Annotated in this window: 11 protein-coding genes; 6 read left to right on the forward strand and 5 right to left on the reverse strand. The window is 74.7% G+C overall.

Annotated features, from left to right (window positions below):
* Nucleotides 1-15: 15 nt before the first annotated feature.
* Nucleotides 16-486, reverse strand: a complete 471-nt coding sequence (locus AB0L45_RS08060) for a metalloregulator ArsR/SmtB family transcription factor (RefSeq protein WP_365837322.1) — start codon at nt 484-486, stop codon at nt 16-18.
* 98 nt (nt 487-584) lie between these two features.
* Between AB0L45_RS08060 and AB0L45_RS08065 the strand changes: the two genes are divergently transcribed.
* The 4 genes from AB0L45_RS08065 (at nt 585) to lnt (ending at nt 7,222) form a co-directional block, all read left to right on the forward strand.
* Nucleotides 585-2,705, forward strand: coding sequence for a heavy metal translocating P-type ATPase (locus AB0L45_RS08065; RefSeq protein ID WP_365837324.1), 2,121 nt, complete (start codon nt 585-587; stop codon nt 2,703-2,705).
* A gap of 302 nt (nt 2,706-3,007) precedes the next feature.
* Nucleotides 3,008-4,924, forward strand: a complete 1,917-nt coding sequence (locus tag AB0L45_RS08070; protein WP_365837326.1) for an ABC transporter ATP-binding protein — start codon at nt 3,008-3,010, stop codon at nt 4,922-4,924.
* 180 nt (nt 4,925-5,104) lie between these two features.
* Nucleotides 5,105-5,602 (forward strand): nuclear transport factor 2 family protein, encoded by a 498-nt coding sequence (locus AB0L45_RS08075; RefSeq protein ID WP_365837328.1) that lies wholly within the window; start codon nt 5,105-5,107, stop codon nt 5,600-5,602.
* A 75-nt stretch (nt 5,603-5,677) separates the two neighbouring features.
* The gene (lnt, locus tag AB0L45_RS08080; RefSeq protein ID WP_365837330.1) at nt 5,678-7,222 is read left to right on the forward strand and encodes an apolipoprotein N-acyltransferase; all 1,545 of its coding nucleotides are present in this window, start codon (nt 5,678-5,680) and stop codon (nt 7,220-7,222) included.
* A gap of 29 nt (nt 7,223-7,251) precedes the next feature.
* Here the strand turns inward: lnt and AB0L45_RS08085 are convergent, their stop codons facing one another.
* Nucleotides 7,252-8,157, reverse strand: a complete 906-nt coding sequence (locus tag AB0L45_RS08085; protein ID WP_365837332.1) for a Gfo/Idh/MocA family oxidoreductase — start codon at nt 8,155-8,157, stop codon at nt 7,252-7,254.
* Between the two features lie 94 nt (nt 8,158-8,251).
* Nucleotides 8,252-9,532: an FAD-dependent monooxygenase gene (locus tag AB0L45_RS08090; protein ID WP_365837334.1), complete on the reverse strand. Its 1,281-nt coding sequence runs from the start codon at nt 9,530-9,532 to the stop codon at nt 8,252-8,254.
* Between the two features lie 214 nt (nt 9,533-9,746).
* Between AB0L45_RS08090 and AB0L45_RS08095 the strand changes: the two genes are divergently transcribed.
* Together AB0L45_RS08095 and AB0L45_RS08100 are read left to right on the forward strand one after the other, a co-directional pair.
* On the forward strand, nt 9,747-10,379 hold the full coding sequence (locus AB0L45_RS08095; protein WP_365837336.1) for a TetR/AcrR family transcriptional regulator: 633 nt from the start codon (nt 9,747-9,749) through the stop codon (nt 10,377-10,379).
* A 101-nt stretch (nt 10,380-10,480) separates the two neighbouring features.
* Entirely contained in the window at nt 10,481-10,963 is a 483-nt protein-coding gene (locus tag AB0L45_RS08100) for a hypothetical protein (protein WP_365837338.1), read from the forward strand.
* 38 nt (nt 10,964-11,001) lie between these two features.
* Here AB0L45_RS08100 and AB0L45_RS08105 read toward each other — a convergent pair whose 3' ends face one another.
* Nucleotides 11,002-11,832 carry a hypothetical protein gene (locus tag AB0L45_RS08105; protein WP_365837340.1) on the reverse strand — a complete coding sequence of 277 codons (831 nt, stop codon included), beginning with the start codon at nt 11,830-11,832 and terminating at the stop codon, nt 11,002-11,004.
* Between the two features lie 111 nt (nt 11,833-11,943).
* A complete protein-coding gene (locus AB0L45_RS08110; RefSeq protein WP_365837342.1) occupies nt 11,944-12,621 on the reverse strand; it encodes a uracil-DNA glycosylase in 678 nt (225 codons plus the stop codon).
* Between the last annotated feature and the right edge of the window lie 26 nt (nt 12,622-12,647).

Consider the following 12,647-nt stretch of genomic DNA (forward strand, 5'->3'; position numbering starts at 1 on the left):
GTACCGGCGGATGCGTCAGCGCTTGAAGGGCTGCCCCCCGGCTCCGGCCCCGGCTCGGGATCCGGAGCCGGCTCCAGGTCCGGCCCCGGCCCCGGCGTCGGATCCGGCCCCGCCCGCCTCCTCGCCCTCGGCCATGTCGGGCAGATCCCGCGCGCCGAGCCGCAGGTGCTCGATGTGGTAGACGGCCTCGTCGAGGAGCTGGGCGACATGGGTGTCGTACAGGCTGTAGACGATCCGGCGGCCCTGCCGGGAGCCGGTGACCAGGCCGAGCGCGCGGAGCAGCCGCAGCTGGTGGGAGACCGCCGACTGCTCCATGCCGACCGCCCCGGCCAGCTCACCCACCGGGCAGGGCCCCTGGCGCAGGCGGGTGAGGATCATCAGCCGCGACGGGGTCGCCAGCGCCTGGAGAGTGGCCGCGATGGTCGCGGCGGCATCCGCGTCCAGGTGTGCTGCCGGTGTGGTCCTGCCGTCGACTCCGTGTCCCATATGCCTCATCGTATATTCGGCAACACTTGAAGACGTCTTCATGTATTCGGTTATGGTGTCCGGGTTCCACCCCGTCCCCACCCCGCACCGAGGTACCGATGACGTCCACGTCCAGCCACGGCCGTACACAGCAGCCCCCGGCCACTGCCGCACCACCAGTCCCCATCGCCCCACCGGCCACCGCCACTCCCCCGCCCCGCCCGCGCCGTACCCGGCTCCTCGCCCTCCCCGAAGTGCGCTGGGCAGCCCTCTCGGCGCTCGCCTTCCTGCTCGCGTTCCCCCTGGATCTGGCAGGCGCCCCGGCGTGGACGTGGGGGCCGCTGTACGCGGTGTGTTACGCGGCCGGCGGCTGGGAACCGGGCCTCGCGGGCCTGCGGGCACTGCGCGAGCGCACCCTCGACGTCGACCTGCTGATGATCGTGGCGGCGGTCGGCGCGGCGGCGATCGGGCAGTTCCTCGACGGCGGCCTGCTGATCGTGATCTTCGCGGTCTCCGGCGCCCTGGAGGCCCTGGCCACCCGGCGCACGGAGGATTCGGTGCGCGGGCTGCTCGACCTCGCGCCCTCCACCGCCGTACGGCTGACGGACGGCGGCCGGGAAGAGACCGTCGAGGCGGCCGCGCTGCTGGTGGGCGACACGGTCCTGGTACGCCCCGGGGAGCGACTGCCCGCCGACGGCACGGTGCTGGACGGCGCGAGCGAGGTGGACCAGGCCACCATCACCGGCGAGCCGCTGCCGGTGGCGAAGGGCCCGGACGACGAGGTGTTCGCGGGCACGCTGAACGGCACCGGCGCCCTGCGGGTACGGGTCGGCAAGGACGCCTCGGAGTCGGCGATCGCCCGCATCGTGGCCATGGTCGAGGAGGCGGGCCGGACGAAGGCGCCCACCCAGGTGTTCATCGAGAAGGCCGAGCAGTGGTACTCCGCTGCCGTGGTGGTCGCCGCCCTCGCCCTGTTCGCGCTGCCGCTGCTCCTCGGTGCGGACTTCACCACGACCCTGCTGCGGGCCATGACCTTCATGATCGTGGCGTCGCCGTGCGCGGTCGTGCTGGCCACCATGCCACCGCTGCTGTCCGCGATCGCCACCGCCGGGCGGCACGGCGTCCTGGTCAAGTCGGCGGTGGCGATGGAGCGGCTGGGCGCGGTGACGCGGGTCGCGATGGACAAGACCGGCACGCTCACCGAGGGCGCGCCGCGAGTCACCGCCGTGCATCCGCTGGGCGGCGCCGGCCAGGCGCAGGCCCTCGCGCTCGCCGCCGCGGCGGAGCGGCCCAGCGAGCACCCGCTCGCCCGCGCCGTGGTCGCCGCCGCACGGGAGCAGGGCCTGCGGGTGCCCGGCGCACATGACTTCTCGTCCACGCCGGGCCAGGGCGTGCACGCCGTCGTCGAGGGGCGCACGGTACGGGTCGGCAGCCCGGCCGCGCTGCTGAGCGCGGCGGCGGACGGGAGCGGCGAGACGCGCATGGGGGCACGCCTGCGCGAGGCGCGCGCTGCCGCGGCGGAGGTCGAGGCCGCCGGCCGGACAGCGGTGGCCGTCCTGGTGGACGGCGCGCCCGTCGCCGTACTGGCCGTCACCGACCGGCTGCGCCCCGGCGCCCCCGAAGCCGTGGCCCGGCTGCGCCGCCTGACGAAGACCGGATCCGAAGCCGGAACCGGAATCGGAATCGAGGCCGGATTTGAAGCCGACCCCACCCCCATGGCCGGCCCCACCCCCATGGCCGCCGTCACGCTCCTGACCGGCGACAACGCCCGCGCCGCCCGCCGTACGGCCGAGGAGAGCGGCATCACCGACGTACGGGCCGGACTGCTCCCGCAGGACAAGGTGGCCGCGGTCCGCGCCTGGCAGGACGGCGGGGCGAAGGTGCTCATGGTCGGTGACGGGGTGAACGACGCTCCCGCGCTCGCCGCCGCGCACAGCGGCGTCGCGATGGGCCGGGCGGGTTCCGACCTGGCGCTGGAGACGGCCGACGCGGTGGTGGTGCGCGACGAGGTGGGCGCGGTGCCGACGGTCGTCGCCCTCTCCCGCCGGGCGCGCCGGCTGGTGGTGCAGAACCTGGTCATCGCGTCCGTCTGCATCGGCGCGCTGGTCACCTGGGACCTGGCCGGGCAGCTGCCGCTGCCCCTGGGGGTGCTCGGCCACGAGGGCTCGACCGTCCTGGTCGGCCTCAACGGCCTGCGGCTGCTGCGCTCCGCGGCCTGGCGACAGGCGGCGAGCGCCTGAGGTACGGGAGCATGGCCGACGGGGAGCCCGCGGAGGCGAGGCCCGAGGCAGCGAGGCCCGATGGGGCCAGGCTCAAGGAAGCGGGCCCGAGGCGGACACCCGAGGAACGGGGCCCGAGGCGGACACCCGAGGAACCGGGCCCGATGCGGACACCCGAGGGACCGCGCGCCTCCCCCCCCCGGCGCGCCGACAAGGGAATCCCTTGACCTCAACATTGGTTGAGGTCATAGCTTCTGGCATGTCGCCGGTCACCACGGCCCGCGATCGTTCCCGTGCCGACCACGCTGCTCCGGAGGACCGCGATGGACATGGAAGTCACCGCCTGGCACTCGCTGCACAGTGCCCTGAACGCGCAGCAGGACAGGCGCCCGTTCTCCCGCGCCACCCTGCGGCGCATCGTCGCCTTCGCCCGGCCGCACCGGCGCGCACTGACCTGGTTCCTGGTGCTGAGCACGGTGACCGCGGTGCTGGCGGTCGCCACCCCGCTGCTCGCCGGCCGGGTGGTCGACGCCATCGAGGGCGGCGGGGCGGCCGGTACGGTCCTGGGCCTCGCCGGACTGATCGCCGCCATCGCGCTGGCGGAGGCGGGGCTCGGCCTGCTGACCCGGTGGCTGTCGGCGAGCCTGGGCGAGGGGCTGATCCTCGACCTGCGGACCACGGTCTACGACCACGTGCAGCGGATGCCGGTCGCCTTCTTCACCCGTACGCGGACGGGCGCCCTGGTCAGCCGGCTGAACAACGATGTGATCGGCGCGCAGCGGGCGTTCAGCGACACGCTGTCCAGCGTGGTCGGCAACGTCGTGACGCTGCTGCTGACCCTCGCGGTGATGCTGAGCCTGTCGTGGCAGATCACGCTGATCGCGCTGGTGCTGCTGCCGGCGTTCGTGCTGCCGGCGCGCCGCGTCGGCCGGCGGCTGGCCGGGCTGCGCCGGGAGGCGTCCGACCACAACGCGGCGATGGGCACGCAGATGACCGAACGGTTCTCCGCGCCGGGCGCCACCCTCGTCAAGCTCTTCGGCCGCCCGGCCCGGGAGTCCGCCGAATTCGCCGCGCGGGCCCGGCGGGTGCGGGACATCGGGGTCCGTACCGCCATGGTCCAGACGTACTTCGTCACCGCCCTCACCCTGGTCTCCGCCCTCGCGCTGGCCGTCGTCTACGGCCTCGGCGGCTTCCTGGCGCTGCGCGGCCACCTCGAAACGGGTGCGATCGTCTCGCTGGCACTCCTGCTGACCCGCCTGTACGCGCCGCTGACGGCGCTGTCCGGCGCGCACACCGAGGTGATGAGCGCGCTGGTCAGCTTCGAGCGGGTCTTCGAGGTGCTCGACCTGAAGCCGCTGATCGAGCAGAAGCCGGACGCCCGTACGGTGCCGGACGGGCCGGTCTCGGTGGAGTTCGACTCCGTACGCTTCGGATACCCGTCCGCCGACAAGGTCTCCCTCGCCTCCCTCGAAGAGGTCGCGGCCCTGGACACCCGGGGCGGTGCCGAGGTGCTGCACGGCATCTCCTTCCGTGCCGAACCGGGCCAGATGGTGGCTCTGGTCGGCTCCTCGGGGGCGGGCAAGTCGACGATCGCGCAGCTGCTGCCGCGGCTGTACGACGCGGACACCGGCGCGGTACGGCTGGCCGGCGTGGACGTACGCGACCTGACGGCCGACTCGATCCGCGACACCCTCGGCATGGTGACCCAGGACGGGCACCTCTTCCACGACACGATCCGCGAGAACCTGCTGCTCGCCCGGCCGGAGGCGGCCGAGGAGGAACTGTGGGACGCGCTGCGCCGCTCCCGCCTGGACGGCCTGATCGCCTCGCTGCCCGACGGCCTGGACACGGTGGTCGGCGAGCGCGGCTACCGGCTCTCCGGCGGTGAACGGCAGCGGCTGACCATCGCCCGCCTGCTGCTCGCCCGGCCGCGCGTGGTCATCCTGGACGAGGCCACCGCCCACCTGGACAACACCTCCGAAGCGGCGGTCCAGGAGGCACTGGGCGAAGCCCTGGAGGGCCGTACGTCCGTGGTCATCGCGCACCGCCTGTCGACCGTACGGGCCGCCGACCTGATCCTGGTGGTCGAGGACGGCCGGATCGTCGAGCGCGGCACCCACGAGGCGCTGCTCGCGGCGGGCGGACGGTACGAGGAGCTGTACCGCACCCAGTTCGAGCACGCGCAGACCTCCACGGAACGCGCGGCGCGCGACGCGGGGCAGCCGGCTTCGGCGCACTGACCACCGGCTCCGCCCGGAGACACCAGCGGCCCCCCGAAAGACACCGCGGGCCCCGCCCGAAAGACACCACCGGCCCCACCCGCACACCAGCGGCCCCCGCCTCCGGGTAGGGGCCGCCGGCCGTACCGCCCGCGCGCCCCGGCCCTTGGCGCGGCCCGCTCCATGCCGAACACTGAGGCGATGACCCAGCGCGTGGAACACACCACTGTCATGGACCGCCTCGCCATCGACGACCTGGTCACCGGCTACGCGATCGCCGTGGACGACGGCGACTGGGCCGCCTACCGGGCCCTGTTCGTCCCCGGGGGACGCGTGGACTACCGCTCGGCGGGCGGTATCGCGGGCAGCGTCACCGACGTCGCGGACTGGCTCGCCGAGATGATGCGGCGCTTCCCGGTACGCCAGCACCTGATCGTCAACCGGCGGATCGGCATCGAGCTGCGCGACGGCGGCGCGCCCGGCGACACGGCCACCGTGCAGGCGGACTACCTCAACCCGATGCACCTCACGGGCCCGCACGACCCGCCGCCCGGCGCGGCCGCGTACCGCGCCGCGGCACCCAACTACACCTGCGCGGGCCGCTACGTCTTCGCCGCCCGCCGCGCCGCCGAGGGCTGGCGGCTGAACGAGGTCGTCGTCCACGAGAAATGGCGGCAGCTGGCCCCGGCACGGTCCTGACAGGCCACGCCCGCCTGCTGTCCGTGATCGGCCGACGCCCGCACACTGGTGCTGCGATCCGACGGAGGGAACGGCATGCGGGAGTCGGCCGGCTGGTGGGAGAGTGCGCTCACGTCGCCCTGGGCACGCGGCGCCGCCGCGGTCGTCGCCGGGGCGCTGCCCGCCCTGGCCTTCCCGGCGCCCGCCCTGTGGTGGCTGGCCTACGTGGCGCTCGTCCCGTGGATCCTGCTGGCGCGCTCGGCCTGCTCGAACCGCCGGGCGGCGCTGGACGGCTGGCTGGGCGGCGCCGGTTTCATCCTGGCGGTCCACCACTGGCTGCTGCCGAGCCTGCACGTCTTCCTCCTCGTGCTGGCGGCGCTGCTCGGCCTGCTGTGGGCGCCCTGGGGCCTGCTCGTACGGGCGCTGCTGTACGGGGCCCCGGGGGCGCGCCGGTGCGCGGCGGCCCTCGTCCTCGTACCGTCGGGCTGGCTGCTGGCCGAACTGGTCAGGTCCTGGGAGCACTTGGGCGGGCCCTGGGGCCTGCTCGGAGCCAGCCAGTGGCAGGTTCCGCCCGCCCTGCGGCTCGCGTCCGTCGGCGGCGTATGGCTGCTGAGCCTGCTCGTCGTGGCGGTGAACACCGCGCTCGCGGTGCTCGTCGCGCTGCCGCGCGCCCGCGTGCCGGCCGTGGCGGGTCTCCTCGTCTGCGCGGCCGGCGGCACCACGGCCTGGCTGTGGGCACCGGTGCCGCGAGCGGCGGGCACCATCCGTATCGGTGTCGTCCAGCCGGGCGATGTGGCGGGCGCCGACGCCCGGCTGGCCCTCGGCGAGACGCTGACCCGCTCGCTGGCGGGGCGCGGCGTCCGGCTGGTGGTCTGGGGCGAGAGCAGCGTCAACCGCGATCTGGCCCGCAGTCCGGCCATGGCGGCGCGGCTCGCCGCGCTCTCCCGGGAGGCGGGCGCCGACCTGCTGGTGAACGTCGACGGGCGGCACGCCGGGCAGCCCGGCATCTACAAGAGTTCCGTGCTGGTCGGCCCGCACGGCGCGACCGGCCACCGCTACGACAAGATGCGGCTGGTGCCCTTCGGCGAGTACATCCCGCTCCGCTCCGTACTGGGCTGGGCCACGCACGTGGGCAAGGCCGCCGACCAGAACCGGATGCGCGGCGCCCGGCAGGTGCTGATGCCCGTCGGCTCGGCGGGCGGGCTGCGGGTGGGGCCGCTGGTCTGCTTCGAGTCGGCGTTTCCCGACATGAGCCGGCAGCTGGTGCGCGACGGCGCCCAGCTGCTGGTCGCGCAGTCCTCCACGGCGACCTTCCAGGACAGCTGGGCACCCGCCCAGCACGCCTCACTGGCCGCGCTGCGCGCCGCCGAGACCTGGCGGCCGATGGCGCACGCCACCCTGACCGGAGTCAGTGCGGTGTACGGGCCGCGCGGCGAGCCGGTGGGCGGCCGGCTCGGCACCGAGCGCGGCGCGGCGGCCGTGTACGACGTCCCGCTGGCGACGGGCACCAGCCCGTACGTGCGCTTCGGCGACTGGGCGCTGTACGGCGCGATGCTGGCGCTCGGCGCGTACGCGGTGGTGACGGTGGCGCGTACGCTCCGTTCGCGCCGGGGCGCGCAGGGACCGGGAGGGAACCGCTAGGCCCGGGCTCGCCCAGGGGGAACGTGGAGCTACGCCCCCTGCCCCAGCGCCTCGCGGATCACCCGCTCGCACAGCTCGTGCGTACGCAGCGCGTCCTCGGCCGACACGAGGCGGCCCGCCCGTACGTCGTCCAGGAAGGCGAGCACGATCTGCTCGATGCCGCGCTGCCGGGCCACCGGCACCCAGTCGCCGCGCCGCCGCACGCTCGGCTGTCCCTTGTGGTCGATGACCTCGGCGAGGTTGACGACCTGACGCTTGGTGTCCTGGCCCGACACGTCGAGGATCTCCTCCGCGGAACCGCTGAGGCGGTTCATGGTGCCGATGGCGCTGAAGCCGTCGCCGGAGAGGTGCAGCACCACGTGGTGCATCAGGCCGTCCTCGACCTTCGCCCGCACGTCCACGTGGTCGACGGCGCCGGGCGCCAGGAAACGCAGCGTGTCGACCACGTGGATGAAGTCGTCCAGCACCAGCGAACGCGGGTCCTCCGGCAGGCCCACCCGGTTCTTCTGCATCAGGATCAGGTCGCGGGGGTGCTCCAGGCACTGCGCGTAGCCCGGCGCGAAGCGGCGGTTGAAGCCGACCGCCAGGCTGACGCCGCGCTCCTCGGCGAGCCGTACGACGCGCTCGGTCTCGGCGAGCTCGTAGGCGATCGGCTTGTCGACATAGGTCGGCACCCCGGCCTCGACGAGGCGGGAGACGATCTCCGGGTGCGCGGTGGTCGGCGCGTGCACGAACGCCGCGTCCAGGCCGGCGGCGAGCAGCCCGTCCAGGTCGGTGTGGCACTGGGCGGCGGACAGGCGATACGTTCCGGCGACCCGCTCCAGTGTGGCCGGGGTACGGGTCTGGAGGTGCAGCTCGACACCGGGCTGCGCGCCGAGCACCGGCAGATACGCCTTCTGTGCGATGTCGCCGAGTCCGATGCAGCCGACCTTCACGCATACTCCCTGGGTTGCGCCACCGCCCCGGGCCGCCCGCGCGGACCGGCGCGCCGGGCGTGCCGATGGTGCCGCCCGCGCCGATGCCGTACGGTCACCGCGCCGGGCGCGCCGGCGGTTCGCCCGGCGCCCCGGAAGCATACGTGCCGCCCGGTGGCCGCCAGTCGGCGATGCCGTCGAGAGCGCGCAGCGCGAGGTCCGGCGCGAGCCGCGCCGAGCAGGCGACGACGGCTCCGCGCAGCAGGACGCCCGGCACGGACCGCCAGGTGGTGAGGCGGCCCACGCGCTCCGCCCGGCGCACCACCTCCGTGGTCCGCGGCAGCCGGTCCCGCGTGTACGCGTCGAGGGCGGCCGGCAGCTCCCGGCCCGACGCGAGGTGGTGTGCGAGCACGACCGCGTCCTCGACGGCCTGGCAGCCGCCCTGCCCGATGTTCGGGGTCATCGGGTGCACCGCGTCGCCGAGCAGCGCGACCCGGCCGCGGTGGCAGGCGGGCAGCGGACGGGCCGCCGTACGGACGTCGGTGCGCAGGACGGCGGCCGGGTCGGCGGCTTCGAGGATCTCGGGTACGGGGTGGTGCCAGCCGCCGAAGCGGCGCAGCAGCTCGGCCCGTTCGCCGTCGGGCGCGCGGCCCCCGGGCGGCACCACCGCGGTGGCGTACGCGTACACCCGGCCGCCGTGCAACGGCATGCTCCCCCACATCTCGCCGCGTCCCCAGGTTTCGTGCCCGGCGTACGGGCGGCGAGGGGCCGGGGCGACGAGGCGCCAGCTGGTGAAACCGGCGTAACGGGGTTCGGGGTGGCCGGGAAAGAGTGTGCGGCGGGCGGCGGAGTGGATCCCGTCGGCGGCGACGACGAGGTCGGCGGTGAGCGTGGTGCCGCTCTGGGCGGCGCCTTGACCAGCGCTTTCGGCGGGGCTCGGGCCCCCGGCGGGCGGGCGCAGACGGACCCGGGCCGGGCGGTCCGGCCGCGCGGGGTCACCCGGGTCGGCCACCTCGGCGGTCGCCGCGGTCCGTATGGCCCCCTCGGGCAGCCGCGCGGCGAGCAGGCCGATCAGCTCCGCGCGGTGAACGATCACGACGGGGCCGCCGAAGCGCCGTACGGAGGCTGCGTTGTCCGTACGGGCCAGCCGGCGGCCACGGGGCGTCCTGAGCTGCCCCTCGGTCTGCCAGGCGGCCATGTCCCGTACGGCGTCGCCGGCCTCGATCGTGTCCAGCGCGCGCTGGGCGTTGGGTGCCAGGGCGATGCCGGCGCCGACGGGTTCCAGTGCGGGAGCCCGTTCCAGGACGGTGACCTGCCATCCCTGCCGGTGCAGGGCCACGGCGGCGGTGAGGCCGCCGATACCGCCGCCGATGATGACCGCTGTGCGCTGCTGCATGAGTCCCTCCCCTGGATCGCCCGCCGGTGTGTCCTGGACACGTCGACGTCGAGGTCGGCGTCGGCGTCGGCGTCTGCACCTGTGACCGTGCCTGGGACTGCGATCGGATCGCGATTGCGATGGCGATCGCGGCCCCAGCTGCCGACCACACGCGCGACTACACCTGTAGTTGCACGCTACTACAGCCGTAGTCAAAGCGATAGGCTCCCCTGCCATGACCGGTCACGCCGCACCCCGCACCGACACCCCCGCGCCGCGCGACGGAGCCGACGTGCCCCGCCACGTACGCATCGCCGACGCCGCCCTGTCCCTGCTCGCCGCACGCGGACTGCGCGGGCTCACCCACCGGGCCGTCGACGAGGCCGCCGGGCTGCCGCAGGGGTCCACGTCCAACCTGGCGCGCACCCGCGCGGCCCTGCTGGAAACGGTGGTACGGCGACTGGCCGAGCGCGAGGCGGCCGTCCTCATGCCCCCGGAACTGCCGGAAGCGGTGAGCGGCGGCGGCGACGCGCTCGCCGAGGCCCTTGCCCTCGCCCTGCACCGTTCGCTGACCCGCCACCGGGAACTGGTCGTCGCCCGGTACGAACTGGCCCTGGAGGCCACCCGCCGCCCCGAACTGCGCACGTTCTACGACCGGACCGGGCAGCAGTTCCGCGGGCCGCTGGTGGCGATGCTGACGGCAGCCGGGTCGGCGTCCCCGGAACGGCACGCGCTGAACACGATCGCCTGGTGTGACGGCGTCCTCTTCTCCTGCGTCGCCGGACAGTTCCACGCCACGCCACCCACCCGGCAGGAACTCCGCGCCGGCGCGCGGGAACTGCTCGCCGGGATGCTCGGGCACGGCTGACACACCGTGTCCCCTGCCGGCCGGCCCGAGGTCAACGCCGCCCGGAGCGTTCACCCCTGCGGGGACTTCCCAAGGGGCTTGGCGGTCGGCAGAGTTGGCCGGTGTTCCGTATTCCCGCAGCGGCGGTCCTCATGGTGACGGCGGCGGTCGTCACCACCGGCTGTGTCACCGTCGCCCACCGCCCGGCCCCCGAAAGCCTGCTGCCGCGCCCCGCGCTGCCCGCCCCCTCCGTCGAGCCCAATGGCCCGGAGGTCCGTCAGGCCCCGGCGCGCGAGCGGCCGACGACACCGCGCGGGGCCGCCGCGCAGCGGTCGGCGCCCGCCCGGCCCCCGGCGTCCGGAGACCGGCGGTCGCGACCGGAACCCGCGGCGACGGGCAAGAAGAAGGCGAAGGGCGCAGGCCGGGGCGTACGGGGCAAGGCCGAGGCGCCCGGGGGCCGCCGGTACGGACCGCTGTGGCCGCGGGCCGAGAACCGCCGCCCGGCCGCACCGGCCCCCGGCCTGTGCAAGCTGGCCCGGGCCTACGGGCGCTGGCAGGACGACGACCGGGCCGACACCATCTGCCGCCACGTCTACGGCGACTGACCCCGCGCACCGCTCCCGCCTGCGTATCCGCCCCCTTCTCAGTCTCCGCCTGCGCCCCCGTCTCCGTCTCCGTCTCTGCCTGCGCCCCCGCCTCCGGCTCCGTCTCTGCCTGCGCCCCCGCCTCCGTCTCCGCCCCCGTCTCCGTCTACAGTCGGACCACCGCCACGGCTCGCACCACCTACGCCGCCGCTACCGACCGGACCGCCACCACGATCCGCACCACCTACGCCGCCGCTACCGTCCGCACCGCCACCACGACCCGCACCACCTGCAGCTCCGCCCCCGTCCAGCCCGCGTCCCCCGCCCGCGATCCGGTCCCCCAGCCGCTCGATCCCCCGCCGTACCCCCCGGCCGTACTCGTCGTCGGCCAGGGCCGCCGCCGTCCGCCGGGCTCGGTCGAGCTCGGCGCGGGCCTCGGCGGGGCGGTTCAGGGCGGCGTAGTCGGCGGCGAGGCTCAGATGGAGGGACGGCAGCAACGCCGCCAGCGCCGAGCCGCAGCCGCGCGCCGTTGACCACCGCTCCCGGCCCTGAACCCGCTCCCCCTTCCGCTCCTGCCCCTCTTCCCGCTCCTGCCCCTCTTTCCACTCCCGCCCCTGTCCCTGCCCCCGTCCTGCCGTTCCCGCCTCGCGCGCCGTTTCCAGCGCGGTGAGGTCCCAGCCCAGTTCATCGGCCGGGTCGTCCTGCGTGTCGGCGAGGTAGTGCGCGAGCGTGCAGCGCTGGAACGGGTCGCCGTCCGGGCCGACCTCGGCCCACAGCTGCCCGAGACGGTTGCGGGCCTCTTCCCGGTCGCCGCCCCGGTGCAGCATGACCGCCTGCCCGATGCGGGTCAGGACGACGTCACCGTCAGCCTTCGCACGCTGATCGTCCACCGCCGCACACTCCCGCGCTCGTCCGCCGCCCGTACGGCCTGCCTCCCCCGACGCTAACCGGCAGCGGACCGCACCGCGCGGTGTGCGCGGCACGCCGTGTCTCCTGCGGGCTCAGCCCAGGTCGGGAATGCGCCAGTCGATCGGGGTGTGGCCCTGCGCGGCGACGGCCTCGTTTATCCGGGTGAAGGGCTGGGAGCCGAAGAACTTCTTCGCGGACAGCGGGGAGGGGTGCGCGCCCTCCACGACCGCGTGCCGCTCGGTGTCGATCAGCGGCAGCTTCTTCTTCGCGTAGTTGCCCCAGAGCACGAACACCGCCGGGTCCGGCCGGGAGGCCACCGCCTTTATCACCGCGTCGGTGAACTTCTCCCAGCCCTTGCCCTTGTGGGAGTTGGCCTCGCCCGCGCGCACCGTCAGCACCGCGTTCAGCAGCAGCACGCCCTGGCGGGCCCAGGGCATCAAGTACCCGTTGTCCGGCACCGGGTGACCCAGCTCCTCCTTCATCTCCTTGTAGATGTTGCGCAGCGACGGCGGCGTCTTGACGCCGGGCCGCACGGAGAAGCACAGGCCGTGCCCCTGGCCCTCGCCGTGATACGGGTCCTGCCCCAGGATCAGCACCTTGACCTGGTCGTACGGGGTGGCGTCGAGGGCCGCGAAGACCTCCTCGCGGGGCGGGTAGACCGGCCCCTTCGCCCGCTCCTGCTCGACGAACTCGGTGAGCTCCTTGAAGTAGGGCTTCTCCAGCTCCTCTCCGAGGACGCCGCGCCAGGACTCGGGCAGCATGTCGGTCATCACTGAACAACCTCCGGTGTGCGATC

Origin of the sequence: Streptomyces sp. NPDC052496 (genome assembly GCF_040679095.1) — a bacterium.
GTDB lineage: Bacteria > Actinomycetota > Actinomycetes > Streptomycetales > Streptomycetaceae > Streptomyces.